This window comes from Oliverpabstia intestinalis, assembly GCF_009696065.1.
Taxonomy (GTDB): Bacteria; Bacillota; Clostridia; order Lachnospirales; family Lachnospiraceae; genus Oliverpabstia; species Oliverpabstia intestinalis.
In genome coordinates this window covers 1-25,553 of sequence record NZ_VUMS01000018.1, presented here as the reverse complement: position 1 = coordinate 25,553, position 25,553 = coordinate 1, and the positions used below count along the sequence as shown (strand labels likewise).

The following is a 25,553-nucleotide window of genomic DNA, read 5'->3' as shown; positions in this document are numbered from 1 at the left end:
TCTTTTCCTCCTCAGTTACTTTAACGTGACCTTTGAGAACAGATCAAAATATCCGACAGCTTTCTTATCCGTAATGACTGTCAGATTACATACATCATACAACCGGTGGAACACGGTAAAATCACCATCCCGGTAACCGGTACATCCCAGACACAGCATATATTCTCCGGCCTCTAACGGCATCTTCTGTGTAAAGGTGATCCGTCTGGTTTCTCCCGCCTTCTGTGTACCTACCGGTGTATTCTCATACATCGTATTGGTTCCGGTGATCTCCGTTCCTTTCAGATCTTTGATCGTGAAAGCAAAAATCGGTTCCTGGATCGTTTCATGAAAATGAATCTTCATATCCACGGAAAATTCTTCTCCCTTTTCAATCACATTCGTAACCATTCCGGACTTATCACGAATTGCAAAGTCCTGAATTTCTGCTAATTTACTTCCATATTCCAGTACTTTTGGATTCAGATTTAACTGATCTTTCGTACTCTTTTCTTCTTGTACCTCTGGCGTTTCTTCCTGCGTAGTGTTCTGCTCCCCTGGTTCATCATACTGGTTCACCAGAACACGACGATACAGATTGACCATCTCTTTCGCATCGCCTTCTGCCAGTTTTTCTCCTTTGTTTAACAGAACAACCCGGTCACAATATTTCCCGATGCTGCTCAGGTCATGACTTACAAAAAGAATGGTTTTTCCCATCTCTTTAAATTCTTCAAACTTCCGGTAACATTTCGCCTGAAAAAAGACATCTCCTACGGAAAGTGCTTCATCTACGATCAGAATTTCCGGTTCGATATTAATAGCTACCGCAAAAGCCAATCGCACAAACATACCACTGGAATACGTTTTTACCGGTTGGTGTATAAAATCTCCGATATCTGCAAAATCCAGGATATCCTGCAGTTTTGCATCAATCTCTTCTTTGCTGAATCCGATCATCTGACCGTTCAGATACACGTTTTCAATACCGGAATACTCTCCGTTGAATCCGGCTCCCAGTTCCAGCAATGCGGAGATTCTTCCATCCACCACCACTTCTCCCTGTGTGGGATTCAGTACGCCGGTGATAATTTTCAAAATCGTGGATTTACCGGAACCATTCGTTCCGATAATTCCCACGGTCTCCCCCTTTTTTACCTGAAAACTTACGTTGTTCAAAGCATAATGTTCTTTATATCCTTTTTTTCTTGTCAATCCGAGGGATTCTTTTAACCGATCCATCGGTTTCTCGTACAGTTTATACATCTTACTGATGTTATTCACTGAAATTGCAATCTCTGACATCTGTAAACCTCTCTTTGATTTCTCTTAAAGTACATCTGCAAAATGTGGTTTCAGTCTCTTAAAGATCCAGGAACCAAGTGCAAACAATACTACTGTTACGATCCAGAAGTATACGGTCCATCCCCAGTGATTCCAGAACCATACGTGACCCAGCATGGAATCACGGTATCCGGTGACAATATAGTACATCGGATTCAATTTGAACAATTTGATCAGCCATGGATAATTTGCCAGCATGTTGACATCCCACATGATTGGTGTCAGCCAGATACCTACCTGTAAGAAAATACTGATGATCTGTGTCAGATCCCGGAAGAATACAACGATCGCACTGGTCGCATATACCAGCCCCAGTGTAAACATAAATGTGCAGAGCGAATAATAAAAGATCTGCAATGTTGCCAGCGACGGCGTATAGCCATACAGGCTGCATAAAACCAGTGAAAACGCAACGAAAAAGGCATGTACAAATAAAGCGGAAATCATCTTTACGATCGGCAGTACACTGATTTTAAACACTACTTTTTTAACCAGGTAGTTGTATTCCATCAGTGCATTGGTTCCACCATTCAATGCATCCTGGAAAAAGAACCATGGTACAATACCAGATACCAAATATAGAACAAATGGATAATCCGATACATTTCCTGCTTTCAGACCGACAGAAAAGACAAACCAATATACCAGAATCGTAACGATTGGCTGTACAAACGCCCATACGATTCCAAGATATGACCCTGCATACTTCGTTTTGAAGTCATTCTTTGCCAGATTCATAATCAGTTTTCTGTTCTGTAAAAGCTCGATTGGGAGTGTCAGTACTTTCTTCCGGAAAACAAACGCAACCACTGCTCCACCGTCAATCAGTAACAGCATCAGAATATTTTTGATCCACAATTTCTGTGTATAATCTTTCTCGAGAACCGGATACAGTTTTTCTTTATCCAGATGCAGCCACACATAAGGATCTGTTCCATTCGTCCAGATTTTTAATGTTCCGTCATTAGCTTCCAGGCTCTCCAGTTGCTGACCTTCGATCAGCTTTGGATTCGTCATCTCCGGAATCTCTGTTTTCGTATCTTTACATCCAAGATAAACATTTTCAATCGTGAACGTTCCCGGCTGCGTGCCCAGATCCAGACGCACCATATTAAACTGAAATGGAACAGAAAAAACCAGTTCCTGACTTTCTCCAACCTGATCATACGTCTTGACCTGACTTGATTTTTCTGAAAGTTCTCCGGCCGCACTGTAATAGACCTGAATCTCCTGTTCCTTATCGCTGTTCATCGTAAGATGAAGCTCATAATTACCGCCTACACTTCCTCTGTGACATACGATCAGCACATTTAAAACCAGTAAACACAACACGCAGATACCGGCCAAAATCTTTTTCTTTCTTCCCATTTCATTTCCCTCTTATCGATTTTTGTACTCCGCAAAGCTTCCCCACTTCTGATCCTTGTCAGAGATGGTCAGTTCTTCTTTTGTCATTCCTTCCGGCATCGGCCATTCTACGCCAATCTCCGGGTCATCCCATTTCAGTCCGCCTTCATCGTTTGGGTGATAAAAATCGGTACATTTATACGCAAATTCTGCGGACTCGGACAGTACGATAAATCCATGCGCAAAATTCTTTGGAATAAAGAACTGTTTTTTATTCTCTGCAGACAGCACAACACCAAACCATTTTCCATATGTTTCAGAACCCGGGCGCAGATCCACTGCCACATCAAAGACCTCCCCACTAACTACCCGCACCAGTTTGTCCTGGGGATAATTAATCTGAAAATGCAGTCCTCTTAAAACTCCTTTTTTGGAGCTTGACTGGTTATCCTGTACGAATTCCATATCGATGCCTGCTGCTTTATAATCATTATAATTATATGTTTCCATAAAATATCCACGTTCATCGCCAAACACTGTCGGTGTGATTACTTTCAGTCCTTCAATTTCACATGTTTCTACTGTAATTTTTCCCATTTTTTTATCCTCTCTTTAATAAAATATTCTCTCCTGCAAGCAGGTTTTTAACACAAACGAGCAGTACCCTGATAAAGGATACTGCTGTTTTTATTGCATTGCATATCAATAATTGATCCAGTGAATCAATTTTGATTTCCATGATGTTTTATTATACCATCATCGTTCTTATTCTTCAACTCCAACGATTTTTTCCTGACAGACAGATTTACACAATCATTGCTTTCCATACATCAAAAACTGTAAGGATTTCCAGAATATACATGGAAATCATGATTCTTTTGCTGTATCTTTCCACTCGAAGTGTCTGTTTTCCCTTTAACATCAGTACCAACATTGGCAAAAATGGCAAAAAATATCGTCCCTGAACTCCCGCTACGTTTTTCCATTGAGGCGGTGTAAAATCAAGCCACATACTCAGCACTATTCCGCCAATCATAATCAATGACAGCATGCCAACCAGTACTTTCTGTTTATTCGTCATGTAATCCGCCTTTTTATCTGTAAATAAAGCAAATACCATACACAACAGAAATCCTGTAATATTTATCCAGGAAACTTTCACCTGAAGCCATCCCAACGACTGTCCTATAATTGTTCCCAGATAATACTCTGCCTGTTCAAAATACGTATTAAACAGTACACCCATACTGTTTACCGGATCTTCCAGAATCTGGACAAGAGTCCATCCTCTTTCAATATCCGAATATCCTGTTCCCGGAGCAGACGTCAGGTTTGCTACAACTGCCCCTCTCAGAAGCATTGTAACCATTCCAATCGCAACTATAATCCCTATTTTTCCCGTAAGCACACCGCGCGGATTATTTGATTTGGACGATGGTATCAGGAAGATGATTCCACATACAAAGATATAAACCAGTTTACACGGTGCCATCCACATTCCGACAACAGTCAGAAATGCATAATCTTTCCACGTCACCTTCTCCTTCTCATAAATCAGGTACATTGTATAACCGATGAAAAGAAAACTGAGTGCGTTTACCGTACAGTCATAAGAATACGACGCTGCAATCTCCAGACTCATCGGAAAGAGCGCAATCACCGCCATTACCATCTTTCCCCATGGCATAAAACGAACTGCCCAGAAAACACATAGTAGATAAAACAACAATGCTGTGATTTTTCCCAGATACAATGTAATCATACCATTTGTATGGAAAAGCCAGCCGATTGCAATTCCGACAGCCTGCGGCAGATGCGCGGCAAATGGTGCAGCCAATGGTCCTCGATTCAATGCAGCTGGTTCCTGTCCCCCTTTTTGAAGAAGCTGATTATAATAATAGGAAGCATCTGCCAGCGAAATCGCCATTTTATCCTGAATCTGTGCATCAGTCTTTCGCACCAGAACATATCCTTCTTCGTCCACGCCATTTCGAAACAGTATCTTATTCGCATCATAATATGCTGTTGCTATATGACTGTGCTCATCCGGTGCCGTATTGGGTGGAAAAAGTACAATATACATACTTCCCATAAAGAGTCCCAGAACAAGAAAATACCACTCCACTCTCTTTTCTTTTCGCATGATCAGAAACCCAAATGCGACAAGCGAAAGACACAGAATTACGCCCAGACATGCATATATATTCTTTAAAAATGCATTTGTTGCCTGTAAGTTAAAAACCATACACCCTGTCTCGTCATTCCCGTCGGTTTTTACATGTTCTCCATAAGCCTCATAATTCGTCACCGCCGGAACAATAGCCGAATTTTCCGGAATTATTACGTGAATAATGTATTTTTCTCCCATGATTTTTTTCAGCGGAACACTCAGATGAAAAGTCTGATAGCTGTAATCCCCTACCGTATTTCCGTCAATTTCCCATTTCTGGATCCGCTCTCTGTCCGTCGCTTTCAGAAGTTCCACCTGCACAGGCTCCTCTGCCTGCTGTTCAAGTTTTCGAAACATTACATTAAACTCTGTCAGTTCATTTTCATCTACAATAAACTGTTGTTCCATTTCACGGACCTCTATGTATCCTGTTTTGTCCTGAAATTGCTCTTCTGATGCTTCAATCTGCAGATAGGAGTGTTGGCTGTTTGCTGTTTCCCGGATTCTCCAGTAATAAACGCTCAAAAGGATTACACAGAGTCCGATCATTGCACACAGCAGACCCAACCATTTTTTATATTCTTTTTTGTTCATTTTTTCCTTCCTCTTATTACTTCTTTTCGTGCTTTTCATCATATCATTTATTCTTATTTTATACAAGTTTTCATTCTTACGTTTTTCTATCGTTCCTTGATTTTTCTATTATAACTGTTATAATGAACGTGATTATATGTAACGCGTTGCCTATTTATTTTTTTCTTTCTGCTGCGTGTTATTTTTTAGGAAAGGAGTTGTTTCACAAACTATTATGAAAAACAGATTAAAACACCTGCTGTGTGGTGTTTCGGCACTTTGTATGGCAGGCAGTCTGGTGTTTGCATCGCCTTCTGGGATAAGTACGGTTCAGGCAGATACTACTTTTCACAGTACAGACGGTACGATTCATTTTCTTACCTTAAATCACAATACTGATGCCATTCTCATCGAATGTGATGGAAAATTCGGTATGGTCGACTCCGGTGAAGACAATGATTATCCAGATGGCAGTGATCCCCGCTATCCTTTACGTGCAGGCATTACCAAAGGACTGGGATTCGAAAATCAGGTGATTTCCTATCTGAAAAGTATGGGTGTTACAGAAGATAACTTTGAATTCTATATAGGAACCCATCCTCACAGCGATCATATCGGATCTGCAGATGAAATCATCCGTGCGTTTCATCCAAAACGTGTCTATCTGGAACCTTATTCAGACAGCGATATCACTGATTCCACACATTATTGGGATAATCTCTATGTCTATGATCGCGCTGTTGCCGCTGCCAAGGAGACCGGGGCAACACTCATTCAGTATTTTAATACGGATGCACCACTCTATCCTGAGACAGTCACAGTAAAGGGAAGCATTGTCTGGACAGTGCCGGAGGAGCCGGAAGTCCCCGAAGAACCCGAAGAAATTCAGAAACCAGAACAGAGTACCCCGAACGATTCAGATGCAGACACCGAACTTAAAGGGGAGGATGATTCTGATGTCCCGGCGCAGGAGCCTGATACTACTGAATCTGATATTTCATCTGGTTCTGAATCCGAGTCAGAACCAGATGCACCGGCTGCTACCGAAGAACCAGCTGTGCAAAACAACGATACTGTCACGGAAACTTCTTCTGAAACCATAAAAGATCTTTCCGCTTCTACGGAAACGCAGAGTGATGTAGTTTCACTTGCAACTGTTTCAACAGCTGCAACGCCGGTCACAGAAACTTCCACACAGAATGATGATTCAGCCTCGATCAACCCTCCGGATACGATGTCAGTTACTCTGTCCTGGGGAGATAACCAGTCTGTAACGTTAACTTCCGATACCACATCGGAACATGGATCTGTTACCAAAGTCTCTGAGAACCAGTGGGACTATGAGTTCCAGTCCATTCCCAAATACGATGATACCAAATCTGCTTATACGTATACCGTTAGACCGGAAGCGGATGGTTATTCTTTCTCTAAACTTGGAGATTCTGATTATGATTTCAGTTGTGCACCCGCTGATGCTTCTGCTGAAACAACAGCCTCTACATCAGCAGAATCTCTGAATATCCACCCCCTGGACAGTGGTATTCTGGATGAAGATGTAAGTTCTTCACTCTCCGGTACCTCAGACAATCTGGTTACTTCCAGTATTCCATCCAGCGACCGCGTAGTTGCCGGAACTGACAGTGACCCGACCAATGCAAATCAGGATGAAAAGGCAGCATCCGGACAGCGCAGTATTTATGAAAATGAAACAGGATATGTGTCCACACCAATCTTCTATTTAGGCAACAAAAATAAACTCGAAATAGAAATTATGAATTACGATGTTCCACGCCCTCAACCAGATGCCAATTACTACAGTCTTGGTGTAAAAGTAACTTCGCAGACCGGAACCACAGCGTTCCTTTCCGGAGATATTAACAACTATAACGGTACAGAAACTAAACTTGCTGAGAAACTGGAACATGTAAATCTGTTAAAGCTTGGGCATCATGGCGCCTACGGTTCCAATACAGATGGGTATATTCGTCGTTTGCAGCCTGACATGGCAATCCTGACAGGAACCTATACCTATGTAACCAATACCACCATAAACGGTGAATGTGGTACCCGTGACACACTGCTTGCGATGGGTAAACGTACTCCACTATATGCTACCGGATGGTACGCAGGCAGTCAGCCCGCTCTCGTGATTCATCTGAATCCGTCTCTTGACAACAACATTCCATCCGGAAGAAGTCTGGTAGCGATTGGCAATATTGACGGTTCCACAGTCTCTGTTTATTACGAGAATGGTTTCCCAACAGTTTGCAGTGGATGGAAAAAAGATAATTATGGCAATTATTATTATTTCCAAAATTCCTCAACTCCGCTGACTAATCAGTTCGTTGAGGATAATAATGCCTGGTATTATGTGAATGCCTCCGGTCAGAGGACCACCGGATGGATCTATATTAACGGCTATTATTACTATCTTGATCCTTCTACCGGTGCCATGGTCACAGGATGGATTCAGCTTAATAATATCTGGTATTATCTTGGGGCAGATGGTGCTATGTACACCGGTACACATACCATCAATGGTTCCGAATATACTTTCAATTCTGACGGATCTATGGTCACATCTGCCTGGGTTGGAAATAAATATTACGGAGCTGATGGCGTATGGATTCCATATTACAAAAACGAAAACTGGAGAAAAGATACCAATGGTTACTGGTATCAGCGTCCTGATGGTACTTACCCTGTCAGTCAGTGGGAAAGTATCGATGGGCATTGGTACTATTTTAATGCCAGTGGATATATGATCAGCAACAATTGGTTAAAGCTTGGAAAAACCTGGTATTATCTGGATGAGAATGGTGCTATGCATACCGGCTGGCTCCACCTGGGAGGCAGTTGGTATTATATGGACGCATCCGGTGCCATGCTTACCGGCTGGGCATATCTTGGCAATGGCTGGTACTACTTTGGCGGAAATGGTGCCATGTACCCTGGCGGCTGGCATATCATAAATAATACTTACTATTATATGTATTCTAACGGTGCTATGGCGGCTGACACCTGGATCGGTTCCTACTATGTCAACGCATCCGGTGCATGGGTTCCCGGCAAAGTAAAATACACTGCCGGCTGGATCCAGAACGGTTCCCGCTGGTGGTATCGTCATCAGGACGGCAGCTACACTACCAATGGCTGGGAATATATTAACGGTCAGTGGTATTACTTTGATCAGTCCGGCTGGATGGTTACCGGATGGCTGAAACTTGGCAATACCTGGTATTACCTCACTGGCTCCGGTGCTATGGCAACCGGATGGATCAATCTCGGCGGTACCTGGTACTACCTGACCGCCTCCGGCGCTATGGCAGCCAACACCTGGATCGGTTCTTATTATGTAAATGGTTCCGGTGCATGGGTTCCTGGTGCTTAAACAAATCAAGAAAAAAAGAAGGGGAAAATCCATCAGGATTTTCTCCTTCTTTTTTTCTTTTTCATATGTTTTCGAATTCCGGAAATAATCGTAACTACCAGAGTAACTGCGATCAATCCCGCCAGAATATAGATCACATATCGATATACCGTCATATCCTGCGTTTTTTCTTCCTGTCCCGTGTTCGAATCAGAAGATTCCGGCACTACCTCAGGTGTCGGCGTTGTCTCCTCTGCCGCTATCTCTGAAGGTTCTTCCTCCTGCACCTCTTCGGAACCGCTTCCCACATAATAATCCGTTCCATAATAATAGGAATTATCTGTATTGGTCAGATCACTTACCTGTACATCTTTCGGTATCGTAACCGCTCCTCCCGGTACCTCTACTTTCTGAAAATTATTAAAACCATAATCAAACATACTGATATGATCCTGACACACCTGTCCGGCATCCGCCCGCATTGCCACTGCGATCAGTGTCATTCCATCTCTTGTCGCACCACTGACAAGTGTATTTTTTGATGCTTCCGTCACGCCTGTCTTTCCACCAAAACATCCTTCATAGTATTCCGGTGCTCCCTGTGCCACCAGTGCATGATGCGTGGAATACGTCCGACTTTCCGGATTCATATTTGTCGGATCAATCGTAAAGCTCTGTGTACCGATAATGTCCAGAAAATCCTGATTTTTGATTGCTTCCCGGAAAATCAGTGCCATATCGTGTGCCGTTGTATAATGATTCTCATCCGGCATTCCGCTGGCATTTACAAAGTGTGTATTGACACAGCCAAGCTCCTGCGCTTTCTGGTTCATCATATCTGCAAAGGCAGCTACCGATCCGGCAATCTGCACAGCTATCTGTGTTGCCACATCATTTGCTGACCGTATCATCAACGCCAGCAGACACTGACGCATCGTCAGCACCTCGCCTACCTGCATGCCGATATTTCCACTGTCCGATGTCTGATCTGCCAGACATTCCTCTGTAAATGTCACCTGATCATCCAGATTGCTGTTTTCCAGTGCCAGAAGTGCCGTCATGATCTTTGTGATACTCGCCGGATATCTCTTTTCATCCATTCCCTTATTATAAAGGATTGTTCCTGTATCTGCATCCATCAGCACTGCTGTCTCCGAATAAGTATCCGGACCCTGTGGCCAGCCTTCTATGGCATTTGTTGTGATCGGATAAGATGCCCCGTTATCCACCTCTGCCGCCTGTACCGTGACAGCTGACAGACCGATCACACCAGCCAGCAGCCATACCGTCGCCTTTTTACAGATTTTTCTTATCATAATACTATGTACTCCTCGTATTTTTCTTCCTGTTCATTTTCTGAACAATTACAAATTTACCTTTCATTCGTACTATTCTATCTCATATCCGTTCTTTCTTCAAGTTTTTTGTTTTTGCAGAATCTTCTCTCTGAACATTGCCCTGTTTTTTCTCTCATGGTATACTGAAAATAGTATCGTTCAGGAGGGGTTAGATGAAATCTTTTAAACACCACTATTTTTATTATCCATTTTTCATGCTGCTTACGGTCTTTTTTCTTTTCTTTTCCGGTACGATCGTATCTGCCGCTGTAAAAACTTCAGATCTGGAAACTGTTCCATGGAGTATGGTAACAGAATCTTCTATAATAAATGAAAAAGGCTGGCTGCAGTCCATGTGCGCCACTGATCAATATATTGTATGTCTGGTAAATGCGTCAAAAAAAGGCACGGATCCGGACACCCTGATTGCCTTCTACCGAAACACCACAGATACCGACGGCAATCCCGTAGAACAGTACAGTTATGCTTTCAGCGTGACAGAAACCGATTATGAACATGGAAACGGCATGACTTACAATCCCAGTACCCAGGAGATCGCAATTGCCGGTCTTTTTACCAATGATCCTTCTGATGCCGGAGCCATCTTTATCGTTGATGCCAACACTTTGCATTTCAAACGGAAAGTGCAGGTCGGAAACGGAAGTATCAATTTCTTTGGCATCGACTATGTTCCGGAAAAAGATCAGTATGTTCTGATGGCAAACCGCATTGCCGATTATGCCTTTTATTTTACCGACAGTAATTTTCAGATCATAGATAAATTAAATCTGCATCTTTCCTACAGCCGCAGTTCCTTCCAGGATTTTTGTGTTTCCGGCGATGCGATTATCAGCATTCCATATATGCAGCGGGAAGGCTATATGAATGTACTGGATGTTTATTCGATCTCCCGGCAAAAACGAATTGGAAGTTATTACCTCACACTGCCAGGTCATGATGCCTTTGAGGTCGAGCCGGAAGGCATCTGCCAGCTCGAACCCGGACATTTTCTGATGGCATCTGCCATCATCGGTACCACTCGCTTCCGTCTGTACGAAGCCACCCTTCCACTGGTCCATAGTGTTACAACCAGTGCGGAAAACGGAAAAATCACGGACAGCAATCTGGAAATCGATGAAGGCGGTTCCTATACCGTCTCCTACGGATGCGATACCGATCATCGCCTGCAGTCTCTTCTGATTGACGGCGAAGCTGTGGATGTCAGCCAATATCCTCTTTCCTATACATTCACAGATCTGCAGGAAGATCGCACAATACAGGCTGTTTTTGAAGAAATACCGGTCTATACCGTCTCTACCTCAGCTACCAACGGAACCATCGATACCTCCCCATCCGGGAAAGAGCATGAACCTTTGTCTGTCACTTTTACTCCTGATGAGCATTACGTTGTAGATACTCTCACTGTAGATGGTACCACTGTCCCTGTTACCAGTGACACTTCCGGCTATGTATTTGATGATCTGACTTCGGATCACACGATTGATGTGACTTTCAAACCGATCCCGTCATATACAATCACTGTTACAGCCCAAAACGGTACCGTGGATACTTCTCCGGTTACAGTCTACCGCGGGGATTCCTACACAACCACCGCCACACCGGATACCTCCTGTTTTCTGCACTCCTGCCTGGTGGATGGAAAAGAGTATACTTTCAAAAAGGGAGAAAATAATATCACGCTGACTGCCATTCAGTCCGACCATACAATCGAACTGATCTACAGCCGCGTGGACTGGATGCTTGTTCTTTTGCTTTCCATCCTGTTTCTGATCGTAATTTTACTGATCTTCCTCTTTTATCTGAAGATTCGAAGATGGCATCACAAAAAGAAACGAAAAAAGGAGCTTGCTCAGATGCGCCAGAAAGATATTGCTTTCTTCGAAACTCTGGAACAGATGGACCTCAAAAAACGTAAGGATTCTTACGATTCCTCCTCTCACCTTGACAAGCATTAAAAAATAAGCTAAAGTTTGTATGATATTTTGTTAAAAGGATAAAATAAATGAATTATACGGGAAAAAATCACACATTTGCCATTTGTGCATATAAGGAAAGTCCGTTTCTGGAAGAGTGTATTCAGTCACTTCTGGGACAGACGATTCCTTCTACAATAATTATTGTCACTTCCACAGATAACGCTTACATTCAAAATATGGCTGAAAAATACCATCTGGAGCTTTTCATCAATCACGGAGAATCCGGCATCACCCAGGACTGGATGTTTGCTTACCGAAGTGCCAGAACGGAACTGATGACCATCGCACACCAGGACGATACTTATGATCGGCTTTATACTGAAACTGTGTTACAGCAACTTTCTGCTGCCAGACATCCATTGATTGCCTTTACAGACTATGGAGAACTGAGAAACGGAGCTATTGTAAATAAAAATACGCTTTTAAAGGTAAAACGTACAATGTTGCTTCCGTTGCACCTGAAGATATTTCATAACAGTATTTTTGTCCGCCGACGGGTTCTTTCCTTCGGCTGTCCAATCTGTTGTCCTTCTGTAACCTTCGTAAAAGATAATCTTCCGGATCAGATCTTCTTCCCTGGTTTTCGAAGTGACGAAGACTGGCAGGCATGGGAACTGCTTTCCAGGAAAAGAGGAGCCTTTGTCTATTGTAACAGGATCCTGATGTATCACCGAATTCATGATGGCTCGGAAACATCCGCCATTCTTGGCGATTCTGCACGTGGAAATGAAGATTTCCAGATGTTTTGCAAGTTCTGGCCAAAGCCGATTGCCCGGCTTCTGACACGCGCCTATTCATCAAGTGAAAAATCAAACGAATTGGAGAACAAATGAAAAGTTTAATTATTATTCCCGCTTATAATGAAGAAGCATGTATCGAACAAACCGTGCGGGATATTTTGGAACATGCACCGAACTTTGATTATATTGTAATTAACGACTGTTCAAAAGATCGAACAAAAGAAATCTGTGAGAAAAACCATTTCCACTATATTGATCTTCCTGTCAATCTTGGAATCGGTGGTGCCGTACAAACCGGTTATAAATATGCCTGCAATCATGGATATGATTACGCTGTACAGGTAGATGGAGACGGACAACATGATCCTCGCTTTCTCGAACAAATGCTTCAGGTTATGCAGGAAAAAAAACTGGACATGCTGATCGGATCCCGTTTTATTACCAAGGAAGGCTTTCAGTCGTCCGGACTGCGTCGTACCGGTATCAAATACTTTACCTGGCTGATCCGTCTGCTGACCGGAAAAACCATCACTGATCCCACCTCAGGACTCCGCATGATCAACAAAGATATTATCCAATACTTTGCCAAAGAGTATCCACGTGATTATCCGGAACCGGAAAGTATCGTTGCCGTCCTGAAACGCAAGAAAAAAGTACAGGAAATTCCTGTCATTATGCGTGCCCGCGCCGGTGGTGTTTCCTCTATTTCTCCATTAAATTCCATTTATTATATGGTAAAAGTTACCATTGCGATTCTGATAGAACGGATTCGATGATATATCTCAGTGAGGTGTTTACATATGCATGAATATAGGATACAAATAATTCTGGCAGTTTTACTGGTTTTTCTTCTTTATAAACTGCTGCGCTCTGTTTTAAAGAAGAAACTGGAAATCAAATACGTACTTTCCTGGATAATCGTTGATTTTTGTTTGCTGATCATCGACTTATTCCCATCGATTCTTACCTTTTTATGCAAGTGCCTTGGGATTCAGCTGGCTTCCAATATGATTTTCCTGGTTGCCATTATTCTGCTGTTTTTACTGGCACTTTCCCACACGATTCTGCTCTCTAAATTAGTAGAATCCAATAAAAACTTAACCCAGGAAATTGCTCTTTTAAAAAAAGAATTGAAGGATACGACGAGATAAAAAAATAACACCATAAAAGGTGTTATTTTTTTATCTCATCCATTCTCTCAGATACTTTTCACTGCATCGTTCCCGATGTGGATTAAATACATTATTGAATTCTGCATATTTCTTTTCATACTTATCCACCATATCCGGTAGATTCTTCAGGGTTTTCAACACTTCTTCCTGGTTCATCAACACCGGGCCCGGAAGCATGTGGATATCGAAGTAAAAGTCACGCATCTCATGTTTATACTGTTCATAATCATACATGAAAAACAGAATCGGGCGTCTCAGATTGGCATAATCAAAGAATACACTCGAATAATCCGTGATCAGCACGTCAGCCGCCAGATACAGAGGATTGATGTCATCCATCTGCGACACATCATAAACAAACCCCTGAAACGCTTCAAAATCAAAGGAATTACTGATAAAATAATGTGCCCGGAACAACACCACATATTCCTCGCCAAGCACTTCTCGCCACCGTTTAAAATCCACCGGCAGCTGAAACTGATATCCCTCACCCGGGAGATGCTGATTCTCCCGCCAGGTCGGTGCATACAGAATTACTTTCTTGCCCTTCGGAATTCTCAGTTCCTGACGCGCCTTCTCACAATCCATATCTGAGAACTCAATCAGATCATCATTTCTCGGGTATCCCAGTTCCAGAAGTACCTGCTCTTTTCCCTCTTTCTTCAGATGAAAGGCCGACGCAATCTTTTCAGAATAGAATTCGGATGGCGATGGCATATGCGTTACCCGTTTTGTCTCTTCCAGATAATTTTCCTGTACTTCCCGCAGACTTCCATTTTTTTCTGCATAATGATCCAGATCATATCCCAACCGTTTTAACGGTGTCCCATGCCAGCACTGAATATATTCCTGCCCTTCTTTCGGCTGCAGTTCCCTCGGAAGCCGCGAATTCGTCACCCAGAACTTCGCGGATGCATATGCACGGTAATATTCCCCGCTTCGATAACGAACTACTTTTGTATGCGGCTCCTGCTCCATCTCGTGATACTTCTCCGGTTCCCGGAACGCCCAGATCAACTCCCAGTCCTGATACTGCGGATCCCGGCACATCGCCTGATATAGCGCTTTTGGACTGCACGCATATTTTTTTCCCATATACGCCTCAAAAATCACCTTTTTCGGATTGATCTCTTCCTTTTCCACATATCCCTTCTGATACTGCAGTTTTTTCCACCAGTAATACACACGAAGACTCCATGTTTTCATCCATGGAGTCTTGCTGCAGATTCTGGCCATCCATTTCCAGGCACTCATCTTTTTCCCCTGTCTTTCTACATACAATCACATCATCCGGTTACTTATCTTCTGAACCGCCTCTTTATGCCATAAATTCATTATAGGCATCCAATACAGTCTTCGTATCACCCTGCATCTTAATCTCCCCTTCATGGAGCCATAACAGACTAGTACACAACTTCTCCAGCGTCTCTGTACTGTGCGATACGATTACTACAGTACGATTCTCATCCATGATCAGTTCCTGCATCTTCTTATAACTCTTCTTCTTGAACTTGGCATCACCCACGCTCAAAACCTCGTCAATCAGCATAATATCTGTTTCAAGAACCGCCGTAATAGAAAATGCCAGTTTTGAATACATACCGCTGGAATAAGTCTTTACCGGCATATCGATGAATTTTCCCAGATTGGCAAACTCGATAATCTCATCCATCTTATCCCGTACTTCCTGCTCCGAGAAACCCAGCAGCATTCCCGATAAAATAATGTTTTCCCGTCCGCTTAATTTTTTCTGAAATCCAACACCGATGGAAAGGAGGGATACAGAATCCGATTCCAGTTCAATACTTCCGGAGTCCGCCGAAAAAATTCCGGCAATTGCGCGGAGCAACGTGGATTTACCGCTTCCATTCTTTCCGACGATTCCCATGATTTCTCCCTTTTTCACTTCAAAAGAGATACCTCTCAGGGCTTCATATACTTCCAGCTTACTCTTTCTCAGATGAAAAAGACTTTTTCTCATAGAAAGAGACTTTACACACTTGTAGGTAATCTTCAGATCTTTTACCTCAATTGCATTTCCTGGTTTCATAGCTTAAATCCTTTCGTAGATTTGTCACACTGGCCTCTGCTTTGGTCAGCTGACCGGCAACACATTCTATATTACCTTTACATAATTATTTTCATTTTTATATATGATTGCCACACCGATTGCCGATAATACTGCTCCGATCACAAACCACAGCAAAATCAGTCTTCTGTGCGGTGTCTCACAGTAAACCAGTGACGACCGGCAGGCATCGATCAGAAATCCCACGGGATTCACCTTTAATAACAATGTGGCGATCGCTTCATTGACTCTGTCTGTGATCACGTAAAAGATACCAGACATATAAAAAAGAATTCGTAACCCCACGTTGGTAATATTCTTAAGGTCATCAAAGAAAACCCCAAAATGAGCCAGTATCGCACTCACACCAAAGGTTATCAGAATCAGATCCACAAAGATCGGAATCACATAGATCACATTATACGAAACCGGTACATGGGACCAGAGCATCATCACGATCACGATTCCAAAAGAAATCATCATCTTAAACAGATTCTGAAACAGCAGAATAATGATCAGGAAATACTTGGGAATATATACTTTCGTTACTACCGCCCGGTTCGCCGCCACGATCCGTACGCTTCCGGATACTGTTTTATTAAACAGATTCCACATGGACAGACCTACAAAGACAAAGATATGAAAATATTCTTTTTTCTGTCCGAAAATCACCATGAAAATAAACCAGTATACCAGCATAAATAAAATAGGATCCAAAATCCACCATAGCCAGCTCAAATGTGAGCTGGCCACTTCTGACTTCAATCCCGATTTTGTTGCATATTTTGCATAAGGCATATAGCGCTTTATGTCTTTCCAAAATCGTTTCATTTACTTTCTTATCCTTTCTCGCCCCGGAATACCCAGTCTACAAAACGTCTGCTTGCCTGACCATCTTCCCGTTTGCTGAAGGTTTCGTTGAATTCCCGGTATTTATCGTCGTAGACAAAATTATCGATACTGTCACGGATCGCATCCGGCAGTTCCTCTTCCTTTGTAATGATCTTTCCCGGAAGTTTATCAATACCAAAATAGAATCCGCGGATACTGTCCTTATAATCTTCCAGATCATACATATAAAACAGCATCGGCTTTTTCAAAATTCCATAATCAAAGAATACGCTGGAATAATCTGTAATCAGTAGATCAGCGATCAGATACAGATGGTTAATGTCATCATAATTGGATACATTATAGATAAATCCTTCGTAATCATCAAATGAGAACTTACTTGCCACCAGATAGTGTACACGGAATAAGATCACATATTCATCGCCAAGCTCCTGCCGCAGTGCATCAAAATTCACATTCAGATCATAAGTAAATCCTGTACCCGCCTCATGCTGATTGTCTCTCCAGGTCGGTGCATACAGAATTACTTTTTTATCCTCCGGAATCTCCAGTTTCTCTTTGATCATCCGGATATCTTCCTGTGTATGATTGATAAGAAAATCATTTCTCGGATAACCGATTTCCATGACTTTATCTTCCATCTTCGTTTCTTTCAGATTCCATGCGGAAGTAAATTTCTCACTGGCAAATCCTGATGGCGAAAGAATATAATTGAATTTTTCTGCATCCATCGCATATTTTTTCCGAATATCAGCAATAGAGTCGATAGCATTTTCCGAAGTTTCCAGATCATATCCCAGACGTTTTAACGGTGTTCCATGCCAGCACTGCACATAGACCTGATCTTTCTGGGGCCAGACATGATCCGGCACACGATAGTTCGTAATCCAGTATTTTGCTCTGATCAGTTTTCTTTCATAAACTCTTGCTGTTTGTTTTACCACGATCGTATTCGGATTTTCTTCCAGAAAACGATGTTTTTTTGCATTTTTAAACGCCCAGATAAATGTCCAGTCTTTAAACTCATCCTGTGTCAGCATATACTCATACACTGCTTTCGGACTGCATCCATACGTTTTTCCGTTAAAAGAATTAAATACTACTGTTTTCTCGTCAGGAGTCACGCCAAGACCCCGCCACCAATAATAAATTCTCCGCTTGGTATACAGGATTTTCTTCCAGCACTTTCGAAAACGTGGGTGCGTTTTCGAATACTGAGCCAGGCGTTTCTTTATCGGGCTTTTAAAGAATCTCCGAATCAGTTTTCTCCTCTTTTTCCGAATTTTCTTTACAATCTTCATCTTTTAACTCCTACTTCTTTCCCAGATCCTTTTTAATCTGTGTTGTGGAAATCTCCGGTGTACGTGGAAGATAAACCACGTCACAGTATTCTTTTAAAAAGTCAAACTTTCCTTCCCAGTCATCTCCGATTACGAACGTGTCCACCTTGAATTCTTTCACATCCGAAATCTTCTGCTCCCAGGACTCTTCCGGAATAACCAGATCCACATAACGGATCGCTTCCAGCAAACTCTTTCTCTCCTCATAGGAGAAATAGCATTTCTTCTGTTTTTCATTCCAGTTAAATTCATCGGTAGACAAAGCAACGATCAGATAATCTCCAAGTGCCTTGGCTCTCTGCAGTAATTTGACATGTCCATAATGAAGAAGGTCATACGTTCCATACGTGATTACTTTTCTCATTTTTTTCTCCTTTTTTTCTCCTTTTTATACCTTTCACCCTCCTGTTTCCTGTATACCTGGTAAATATAACTTTTTTCAGAGGGATTTTTTGTTTCTGTCTTTCATCGAATACACATCATCTTTACCATTCTGCAAATATCTTCGCTGCATGGTTTTTGTATTTTATTAAATTTTCTTTCAATTTTCTTTCGATTTTCGACATAATTCATTTCATTATACAACAAACCTTCTATGGAATTCAAGAACTCTGCATAACTTTTCGGTTTTGGTCCCGGAGTTACCTCATCGTAATCAAAATTAAACCCCCGTGTCTTCAGATATGCTTCCCGGTCATATGGTAAAAATAAAATCGGACGTTCCAGCAACAAATAATCAATATAAATACTGGAATAATCTGTGATCAACAGATCAAACATCACCAGTACTTCCATAATATCTTCTATCCTGTCCTCATTCAGAAAGCGAATCCGGCTTCCCGGACGATCTAATGCCTTTAGCCACTCATATCCTTCTTTCTCATACAGATGCATACGGATACACATAATACACTGATTTTTTTCCAGAAAATTCTGTAACTGTTCTACCGCTCTTCCACGGTTTTCTCCGTGGAATTCCTCAAACGGAAACAGTCTGGTTTCCCCATCATCCCGGAATGTAGGCGCATATAGAAGCAAAGAATCAAATTCCGGAAGCTTTTCTTTTTGAAAAATCTTTTGCATTTGTTCCCGGACATTTATTTTTTCAAATAACTTATCATTTCTTGGCTGTCCCCACACTTTGACTCTTTCCTGTTCCACCAGAAAACTTCTGCTCATCACCGGAATCAGCTCTTCTGAAGTAGTAACAACTGCTTCATAATTATCCGCAAACAGATATTTGTAGTACAGCTTTGTCATCCATCCCAGATTTTCCTGCTCCATCCCGATTTTTTTTAACGGTACCCCATGCCACAGATTGATAATACAATATTTTTTTCGAAATCCCATCCCATACAACGGCGGTGCAGTGGACGTAAACCAGACTTTACATTCCAGCACTTTTCGTATTCCTTCCATAGTGCTGGTATCAATAATAGACTCCTTCCCAAAACACTCCTGCAGTTTTTTTCGTTCCACCGGATCTTCCATTACATAAAATGCCTGGATCTCCGGATGGTATTTCTTTACATATTCAAAAAGCGCACTGGAATTATAATTGAATGCCCGGTTATGCACTGAAGAGAACACCCATTTTTTCTCATTGGGTTCCTCCGAAGTCGTAATTCTGGCATAACTGGTTTTCAGTAAATTCTCTATTTTTTTCATCATAAAGACATATTCCTTATTTTCTTTTCCACACCATTGCTATACAGGCAAACGGTGCCGATAATAAAGCCTGCATTCCTTCTTTTACAAATGCCGGATACTGTCGGTTTCTAAGATACGTATACCCAAGTACCATATGATGGCGCATACAAATTTTTCTTTTTTCTCCCCATCTCATATCTGCCCAATATTTCTTTTTATGTGCAAATAACCGATTTTCACCTTCAATTTTTCTTTCTCGGCTGGACATCCCCTCAGATTCTGTATGCACCAGTGCCTTCACATCACATCTTGGAAGGTAGCTGACTGTTCCGTGATTCCGAATGACTTTCTCCATCAGATAGAATTCATCCCCAAGGTCAATCGGTGGAAATCCTCCTGACTTCAGCAAAAACTCCCTTTCGAACATCAGTGTATCCGTTCCTGTCATATGATACAGATAATGTTTTGCCAGCAAATGCTTCTCTTCTTGTATAACCCCCGGTTTCAGATAATTTCTTTTCCGCACTTCCTCTAATCTTCCATCCTCGCGATACAGAGCCAGATCGGTAATAGATACATTTGATTTCACACACTGCATATGACGCACCTGTTGCTCTATCTTCTCTTTTCTGTATTTGTCATCATCATCAAGAAATGTAATATACATCCCGGATGCTTTTTCTATACCACGGTTTCTCGAGGTCGCCGACCCTTTATTGGTTTCATTCACCACATACTTTAAGGAAATCTGATATCTTCTCTGGAATCCTTCAACAATTTTCTTTACTCTGGCATTCCATTCCGAATCCGCATTATCATCCACAAGAATAATCTCCTGGTTCTTCCATGTCTGTCTTGCAAGACTTTCCAGTGCACAGCTTAATTCTCGCTCTCTGCGATATGTTGCCATAATAACCGACACCAGTGGTGTATCATTTACTTTCTTCTCCGCACCTTCCTGAACTCCATCTCTTCTTAAAACAGCAAGTACCGTCAGGAACAGACATTTCAGATCCATCCAGGTACTCTGGTGTTCTACATAATATCCATCCAGTTTTGCTTTTTCGGAAATACTGATCGTATCTCTTCCATGTATCTGTGCCCAACCGGTAAGCCCCGGTAATACATCATTTGCTCCGTATTTCTCCCGTTCTTTCAGAAGGTCGTACTGATTCCAGAGTGCCGGTCTTGGTCCTACAAGACTCATATCTCCTTTTAAGATATTTATCAGCTGTGGCAGTTCATCCAGACTTGTAGCTCGTAAAAATTTTCCTGATTTCGTAATGTACTGATCCGGATTTTCCAGAAGATGAGTCGGTACATCCTTGGGAGTATCTGCACGCATCGTCCGAAACTTCAAAATTTCAAAATATTTCTGATGAATACCAACTCTTTTTTGGCGAAAAAAAACCGGTCCCGGAGAATCTATCTTTACCCATATCGCAATTCCAGCCAGAAGTGGCGCACAAAATATCGTTGCCGGCACCGTAATCACATAATCTAACCATTTCCTGTTATCTCTCATCACTCTTTAAAAAACGGAAACTGTGGTTCTGTTTTTCCATCAGTTTCCGTTCTCACCTCCATACCTTTTTGGCGCTTCCACGCTTATTATTTCTTCTTTGATTTCTCTCCTGTTTCCTGATACTGATATGTCGCTACAATTTCTTTTACCGACTCACGAATATGATTTCCATCCTGATAGGCCTCTTTTTTCAGTTGTTCCAGCTGCTTTAAAAATTTTTCCTGGTCAAACTCCAGAGGCTTTCCGATAAAAATTTTTTCATGCGCAGTTTTTCGCAACCCTTCTTCGGCCATCAGAAGCTCCTCATACAGTTTTTCTCCCGGGCGAAGTCCTGTATACTGGATCTTAATATCTTCATCAGGTCGCAATCCGGAGAGCTTGATCAGATTTCTTGCCAGATCATCGATTCGCATCGGCTCTCCCATATCCAGTACAAAAATCTCCCCACCTTTTGCGTATGCTCCTGCCTGTAATACTAAAGAAACTGCCTCCGGAATTGTCATAAAATAGCGAATAATATTTTTATCTGTTACAGTTACCGGACCGCCTTCTTCTATTTGTTTTCGAAACAATGGAATAACGCTTCCATTACTTCCTAATACATTGCCAAACCGTACTGCCACAAATTCTGTCTCACAGGTTGTATTCAGTGTCTGTATAATCATTTCACAGATTCTTTTTGATGCTCCCATAATGTTGGTAGGGTTTACTGCTTTATCCGTAGAGATCAATATAAAACGTTTACACCCATTTTCAGAAGCAGCCCGTGCTGTATTTAATGTACCAAAAACATTATTTTTGATTGCTTCATTTGGACTATTTTCCATAAGTGGTACATGCTTATGTGCCGCTGCGTGATATACAAGTTCCGGCTGATATTTCTGAAAAATGCTACTGATTCTATGGGTATTTCTCACTGAACCGATCAAAACCACCAGATTCATTTCCGGATAATCATGTTTTAATTCCTGTTGAATATCATAGACTGTGTTTTCATAAATATCCACGATCACAAGCAATGCAGGATGATGTGCTGCTATCTGGCGGCAAAGCTCGCTGCCAATAGATCCACCCCCTCCGGTAATCAGTACTCTTTTATCCTGTACATATTCCAGGACAGATCCAAGATCCGTCTCTACGGGGTCTCTTCCTAACAGATCTTCAATTTCTACTTCCCGCAATTTTGCTATGCTTACTTCTTCATTGATCAGCTGATAAACTCCTGGAAGAATCCGAAGTTTACAGCCACTGTCTTTGCAGATTTCCAGAAGAGCTTTCCGATCCTTTGGAGGCATCGTAGGGATGGCTATAATAATTTCCTGTACCTTATAACGTTTTACAGCCTCTAAAATCTCCTCTCTTCCTCCTACGATTGGAATACCAAGAAGTTTCGTATTCTTTTTCTGTGGATTATCATCGATCACACATACCACTTTATTACTTAAGTGGTAGCTGGATTGAAGTTCTTTGATAATCAACGTTCCTGCATCCCCCGCTCCGATCACCATGGTAATAATAGGTTTTTCCAGATGATCTGTATATACTTTCTGCTTGAAAATACGAAGCAGTCTATACGAAAATCTCCCTGCCATCATAAGTGGTAATAATACCAACAAATACAGAATATAATAGGATCTTGGAAGATGGTATCCCATCATATACATTCCCACCAGTTGAAACATTGCTGATACTATACACGATAAAACCAGGTTTAAAAGTTCTGTAACACTGGCATACCGCCACAGGCTCTCATATAAACTGAACAGTGCAAAAATAATCAGCGTACACCCTATATTAATTGGTGTATAATGAATCATAGACTCAAGAAATGGTTTCCTTATCATTCCCGGATGGAATTCAAATCGAATCAACAATGCCGTATACTCTGAAATCCCAATAACAAGAATATCATACAATATAAGCAAAGAAACTCGTATACGTTTTTTAGGATTTTTTAATCCTTTTATTGTTCTTATCCACATAATTTTCTCTATTCTTTCTGTTACTAATCAGAATCTTTTATTCATCTCATTATACCCTTTTCCATTTCAGTCCGCAATCCCATACTCCTTTTTCTCCTGTTTTCCCTGTCTTTTTAAGGAAAAAACGACATTTTGTATCCTTTTTGAACTTTTTTCAGTTTTTTTTAATTTTTTTTGACATAAATACTGATTTCTCCGTGTTATTAGTATAAGAAAGAACACACAGACACATACAGACCAACAAAACAATCTTAAGAAAGGAGATTCCTATGGTAAATACAAAAATAATTGCAGATCTTCCGATTGAACTTGGAATCAAAAGAACTTACAAAGGTTACTTTTTCCTGATTGCTGCACTGGAACTCGCAATCACTGATCAGAAAAATTTACTCTACATGAGTAAATCTATTTTTCCGGTTATTGCAGCACGTTATGGAACTACATACAGTTGTATTGAACGTAACATCCGAACAGCAATCAACGCCTGTTGGAATTCGCCAAATCGTGAAAAACTGCTGACAATGTCTCCTTATCCACTGCAGAAAGCTCCTTCCGTAACTGCTTTTATTGATATTCTGTATTGGTATCTGAAAAATCAGGAAGGCGGTAGTTTATATTAAACCGTTTTGTCGATAGTAAACTGGTTCCAGTTTATTCATCATATTTCAAGAGAAGACTGCATACCCTACTCGATAACTGTAGACTTGTACAGGTTCTAATCTACAGATCTTTCTCGTCTGACCTGCTCATCGGAAACAAAAACATTTCTGTAATATTCTACTGCATATAGAGAATTTAACCGAAAAGACATTGTATCTTTTAGGAACAGTTTTTTTTTGAATATCAGGAAGATGGTCTGGTAATTTTCATTATCTGACCATCTTCTCATTGTTCTCACAATATTTTAGCTGTAACGTAAGTGTCGGAAATATAGCAAGTGCTATTCTCGCGAAGTATTTTTACGTTGCGTATAAGAATTCCCTGTAAAAGGAAAAATGCTTCAATTCTTAGAAAAGAATTGAAGCATATAATAATCTGCCGCAGACCGGAATCGAACCGGTACGGGTATCACTACCCACGGGATTTTAAGTCCCGGGCGTCTGCCAGTTCCGCCACTGCGACATGTAATTTTATTTAAAAACAAAAAATGGGACCTACAGGGCTCGAACCTGTGACCCTCTGCTTGTAAGGCAGATGCTCTCCCAGCTGAGCTAAGATCCCATAATTTATACATAAGATACACAATAGCCTTTCGACTGTCGTCCACTTATGAACGACCCAGACGGGACTCGAACCCGTGACCTCCGCCGTGACAGGGCGGCGCTCTAACCAACTGAGCCACTGGGCCATGTGTAATTAAAATAGCAAAATGGACCTTCGGGGACTCGAACCCAGGACCGACCGGTTATGAGCCGGTTGCTCTAACCAACTGAGCTAAAGGTCCATAACCATCTTTCCAAGACAATTGATGGAAGCCGATGATCGGACTCGAACCGATAACCTGCTGATTACAAATCAGCTGCTCTGCCAATTGAGCCACATCGGCATGATGAACTCAAAAAGTAGGTTGCTATCAAAGTGACTCCGACGGGAATCGAACCCGTGTTACCGCCGTGAAAGGGCGATGTCTTAACCGCTTGACCACGGAGCCATAACTCCCCCAGTTGGACTCGAACCAACGACACTGCGGTTAACAGCCGCATGCTCTACCGACTGAGCTATGGAGGATCATTCTCTTTCTCTCTTTTCTCTCCATGTACCTTCAAAACTGCACACACGTAACATCCTTCTTCCTACTGCTTTGCGATCGACCACTCTCCTGATCATGACCAGTACCGGCTCGACTTCCGTCTCGCCTGTCTGTCAAACTTCTGTCTCTGCCTCTCATCTCTGTCTTTGGAAGTTCACCTCACTTCGTTCAGTGAACGACCTTCCGACTAAGATTCAGCCTTCAACTTCGTCTCGTCTTCATCAAGTCTACAGGTCAAACCCTCGACCGATTAGTAACAGTCAGCTCCATACATTACTGCACTTCCACCTCTGCCCTATCTACCTCGTCGTCTTCAAGGGGTCTTACTTCTTCCGAATGGGATATCTCATCTTGAGG

19 protein-coding genes, 7 tRNA genes and 1 rRNA gene are annotated in these 25,553 nt (G+C 41.8%); 6 read left to right on the top strand and 21 right to left on the bottom strand.

Annotated features, from left to right (window positions below):
* Positions 1–15: 15 nt before the first annotated feature.
* The 4 genes from FYJ57_RS10435 to FYJ57_RS10420 form a co-directional block, all read right to left on the bottom strand.
* Positions 16–1,284, bottom strand: coding sequence for an ABC transporter ATP-binding protein (locus FYJ57_RS10435; RefSeq protein ID WP_154432580.1), 1,269 nt, complete (start codon positions 1,282–1,284; stop codon positions 16–18).
* Positions 1,285–1,308: 24 nt separating this feature from the next.
* Entirely contained in the window at positions 1,309–2,691 is a 1,383-nt protein-coding gene (locus FYJ57_RS16635) for an ABC transporter permease (protein ID WP_235904546.1), read from the bottom strand.
* 12 nt (positions 2,692–2,703) lie between these two features.
* Complete coding sequence (gene rfbC, locus FYJ57_RS10425; protein WP_022171147.1) at positions 2,704–3,267, bottom strand: dTDP-4-dehydrorhamnose 3,5-epimerase; 564 nt, start codon at positions 3,265–3,267, stop codon at positions 2,704–2,706.
* A gap of 208 nt (positions 3,268–3,475) precedes the next feature.
* Positions 3,476–5,434 (bottom strand): DUF2142 domain-containing protein, encoded by a 1,959-nt coding sequence (locus tag FYJ57_RS10420; protein ID WP_205839952.1) that lies wholly within the window; start codon positions 5,432–5,434, stop codon positions 3,476–3,478.
* A gap of 214 nt (positions 5,435–5,648) precedes the next feature.
* Between FYJ57_RS10420 and FYJ57_RS10415 the strand changes: the two genes are divergently transcribed.
* Positions 5,649–8,804, top strand: a complete 3,156-nt coding sequence (locus FYJ57_RS10415) for a Cna B-type domain-containing protein (RefSeq protein ID WP_154432578.1) — start codon at positions 5,649–5,651, stop codon at positions 8,802–8,804.
* 32 nt (positions 8,805–8,836) lie between these two features.
* Here the strand turns inward: FYJ57_RS10415 and FYJ57_RS10410 are convergent, their stop codons facing one another.
* Positions 8,837–10,099: a D-alanyl-D-alanine carboxypeptidase family protein gene (locus tag FYJ57_RS10410; RefSeq protein ID WP_154432577.1), complete on the bottom strand. Its 1,263-nt coding sequence runs from the start codon at positions 10,097–10,099 to the stop codon at positions 8,837–8,839.
* A gap of 194 nt (positions 10,100–10,293) precedes the next feature.
* Here FYJ57_RS10410 and FYJ57_RS10405 point away from each other — a divergent pair, with 194 nt between their 5' ends.
* From FYJ57_RS10405 to FYJ57_RS10390, 4 genes are read left to right on the top strand one after another with little or no spacing between them, the layout of a single operon-like run.
* Positions 10,294–12,096, top strand: a complete 1,803-nt coding sequence (locus FYJ57_RS10405; RefSeq protein ID WP_154432576.1) for an InlB B-repeat-containing protein — start codon at positions 10,294–10,296, stop codon at positions 12,094–12,096.
* A gap of 47 nt (positions 12,097–12,143) precedes the next feature.
* Complete coding sequence (locus tag FYJ57_RS10400; protein ID WP_117525296.1) at positions 12,144–12,950, top strand: glycosyltransferase; 807 nt, start codon at positions 12,144–12,146, stop codon at positions 12,948–12,950.
* Positions 12,947–13,633 carry a glycosyltransferase family 2 protein gene (locus FYJ57_RS10395; protein WP_022171153.1) on the top strand — a complete coding sequence of 229 codons (687 nt, stop codon included), beginning with the start codon at positions 12,947–12,949 and terminating at the stop codon, positions 13,631–13,633. Before FYJ57_RS10400 ends, FYJ57_RS10395 begins: the two co-directional genes overlap by 4 nt.
* A gap of 24 nt (positions 13,634–13,657) precedes the next feature.
* Positions 13,658–14,008: a DUF2304 domain-containing protein gene (locus tag FYJ57_RS10390; protein ID WP_118567554.1), complete on the top strand. Its 351-nt coding sequence runs from the start codon at positions 13,658–13,660 to the stop codon at positions 14,006–14,008.
* Positions 14,009–14,038: 30 nt separating this feature from the next.
* On the opposite strand, the gene FYJ57_RS10385 is transcribed toward FYJ57_RS10390, so the two are convergent.
* The 8 genes from FYJ57_RS10385 to FYJ57_RS10350 all read right to left on the bottom strand — a co-directional run bounded on the left by FYJ57_RS10385 (position 14,039) and on the right by FYJ57_RS10350 (position 23,446).
* Positions 14,039–15,283, bottom strand: coding sequence for a CDP-glycerol glycerophosphotransferase family protein (locus FYJ57_RS10385; protein WP_154432575.1), 1,245 nt, complete (start codon positions 15,281–15,283; stop codon positions 14,039–14,041).
* Between the two features lie 64 nt (positions 15,284–15,347).
* Positions 15,348–16,079, bottom strand: a complete 732-nt coding sequence (locus tag FYJ57_RS10380; protein ID WP_022171156.1) for an ABC transporter ATP-binding protein — start codon at positions 16,077–16,079, stop codon at positions 15,348–15,350.
* Between the two features lie 66 nt (positions 16,080–16,145).
* Positions 16,146–16,928 (bottom strand): ABC transporter permease, encoded by a 783-nt coding sequence (locus tag FYJ57_RS10375; protein WP_154432574.1) that lies wholly within the window; start codon positions 16,926–16,928, stop codon positions 16,146–16,148.
* Positions 16,929–16,936: 8 nt separating this feature from the next.
* Positions 16,937–18,250 (bottom strand): CDP-glycerol glycerophosphotransferase family protein, encoded by a 1,314-nt coding sequence (locus FYJ57_RS10370; protein ID WP_154432573.1) that lies wholly within the window; start codon positions 18,248–18,250, stop codon positions 16,937–16,939.
* A gap of 10 nt (positions 18,251–18,260) precedes the next feature.
* Positions 18,261–18,653, bottom strand: a complete 393-nt coding sequence (gene tagD, locus FYJ57_RS10365; protein ID WP_022171159.1) for a glycerol-3-phosphate cytidylyltransferase — start codon at positions 18,651–18,653, stop codon at positions 18,261–18,263.
* 101 nt (positions 18,654–18,754) lie between these two features.
* A complete protein-coding gene (locus FYJ57_RS10360; RefSeq protein WP_154432572.1) occupies positions 18,755–19,960 on the bottom strand; it encodes a CDP-glycerol glycerophosphotransferase family protein in 1,206 nt (401 codons plus the stop codon).
* Between the two features lie 13 nt (positions 19,961–19,973).
* Complete coding sequence (locus FYJ57_RS16055; RefSeq protein WP_205839951.1) at positions 19,974–21,464, bottom strand: sugar transferase; 1,491 nt, start codon at positions 21,462–21,464, stop codon at positions 19,974–19,976.
* An 86-nt stretch (positions 21,465–21,550) separates the two neighbouring features.
* Positions 21,551–23,446 (bottom strand): polysaccharide biosynthesis protein, encoded by a 1,896-nt coding sequence (locus tag FYJ57_RS10350; RefSeq protein ID WP_154432571.1) that lies wholly within the window; start codon positions 23,444–23,446, stop codon positions 21,551–21,553.
* Between the two features lie 269 nt (positions 23,447–23,715).
* Here FYJ57_RS10350 and FYJ57_RS10345 point away from each other — a divergent pair, with 269 nt between their 5' ends.
* Positions 23,716–24,066, top strand: coding sequence for a sporulation initiation factor Spo0A C-terminal domain-containing protein (locus tag FYJ57_RS10345; protein ID WP_022171163.1), 351 nt, complete (start codon positions 23,716–23,718; stop codon positions 24,064–24,066).
* 416 nt (positions 24,067–24,482) lie between these two features.
* Here FYJ57_RS10345 and FYJ57_RS10340 read toward each other — a convergent pair.
* The 8 genes from FYJ57_RS10340 to FYJ57_RS10305 all read right to left on the bottom strand — a co-directional run.
* Positions 24,483–24,568, bottom strand: a tRNA-Leu gene (locus FYJ57_RS10340).
* Between the two features lie 26 nt (positions 24,569–24,594).
* Positions 24,595–24,667: transfer RNA gene (locus FYJ57_RS10335), tRNA-Val, on the bottom strand.
* 53 nt (positions 24,668–24,720) lie between these two features.
* Positions 24,721–24,794: transfer RNA gene (locus tag FYJ57_RS10330), tRNA-Asp, on the bottom strand.
* 22 nt (positions 24,795–24,816) lie between these two features.
* Positions 24,817–24,890, bottom strand: a tRNA-Ile gene (locus tag FYJ57_RS10325).
* 29 nt (positions 24,891–24,919) lie between these two features.
* Positions 24,920–24,992 (bottom strand) — tRNA-Thr (locus tag FYJ57_RS10320).
* 33 nt (positions 24,993–25,025) lie between these two features.
* A tRNA-Glu gene (locus FYJ57_RS10315) sits at positions 25,026–25,097 on the bottom strand.
* Positions 25,098–25,101: 4 nt separating this feature from the next.
* Positions 25,102–25,174 (bottom strand) — tRNA-Asn (locus FYJ57_RS10310).
* A gap of 252 nt (positions 25,175–25,426) precedes the next feature.
* A 23S ribosomal RNA gene (locus FYJ57_RS10305) occupies positions 25,427–25,553 on the bottom strand; the annotation flags it as partial.

Coding starts and splice junctions, on each gene's coding strand:
- FYJ57_RS10435 (WP_154432580.1), bottom strand. CDS start 1,284: ATGTCAGAGATTGCAATTTCAGTGAATAACATCAGTAAGATGTATAAA.
- FYJ57_RS16635 (WP_235904546.1), bottom strand. CDS start 2,691: ATGGGAAGAAAGAAAAAGATTTTGGCCGGTATCTGCGTGTTGTGTTTA.
- rfbC (WP_022171147.1), bottom strand. CDS start 3,267: ATGGGAAAAATTACAGTAGAAACATGTGAAATTGAAGGACTGAAAGTA.
- FYJ57_RS10420 (WP_205839952.1), bottom strand. CDS start 5,434: ATGAACAAAAAAGAATATAAAAAATGGTTGGGTCTGCTGTGTGCAATG.
- FYJ57_RS10415 (WP_154432578.1), top strand. CDS start 5,649: ATGAAAAACAGATTAAAACACCTGCTGTGTGGTGTTTCGGCACTTTGT.
- FYJ57_RS10410 (WP_154432577.1), bottom strand. CDS start 10,099: ATGATAAGAAAAATCTGTAAAAAGGCGACGGTATGGCTGCTGGCTGGT.
- FYJ57_RS10405 (WP_154432576.1), top strand. CDS start 10,294: ATGAAATCTTTTAAACACCACTATTTTTATTATCCATTTTTCATGCTG.
- FYJ57_RS10400 (WP_117525296.1), top strand. CDS start 12,144: ATGAATTATACGGGAAAAAATCACACATTTGCCATTTGTGCATATAAG.
- FYJ57_RS10395 (WP_022171153.1), top strand. CDS start 12,947: ATGAAAAGTTTAATTATTATTCCCGCTTATAATGAAGAAGCATGTATC.
- FYJ57_RS10390 (WP_118567554.1), top strand. CDS start 13,658: ATGCATGAATATAGGATACAAATAATTCTGGCAGTTTTACTGGTTTTT.
- FYJ57_RS10385 (WP_154432575.1), bottom strand. CDS start 15,283: ATGAGTGCCTGGAAATGGATGGCCAGAATCTGCAGCAAGACTCCATGG.
- FYJ57_RS10380 (WP_022171156.1), bottom strand. CDS start 16,079: ATGAAACCAGGAAATGCAATTGAGGTAAAAGATCTGAAGATTACCTAC.
- FYJ57_RS10375 (WP_154432574.1), bottom strand. CDS start 16,928: ATGAAACGATTTTGGAAAGACATAAAGCGCTATATGCCTTATGCAAAA.
- FYJ57_RS10370 (WP_154432573.1), bottom strand. CDS start 18,250: ATGAAGATTGTAAAGAAAATTCGGAAAAAGAGGAGAAAACTGATTCGG.
- tagD (WP_022171159.1), bottom strand. CDS start 18,653: ATGAGAAAAGTAATCACGTATGGAACGTATGACCTTCTTCATTATGGA.
- FYJ57_RS10360 (WP_154432572.1), bottom strand. CDS start 19,960: ATGATGAAAAAAATAGAGAATTTACTGAAAACCAGTTATGCCAGAATT.
- FYJ57_RS16055 (WP_205839951.1), bottom strand. CDS start 21,464: ATGAGAGATAACAGGAAATGGTTAGATTATGTGATTACGGTGCCGGCA.
- FYJ57_RS10350 (WP_154432571.1), bottom strand. CDS start 23,446: ATGTGGATAAGAACAATAAAAGGATTAAAAAATCCTAAAAAACGTATA.
- FYJ57_RS10345 (WP_022171163.1), top strand. CDS start 23,716: ATGGTAAATACAAAAATAATTGCAGATCTTCCGATTGAACTTGGAATC.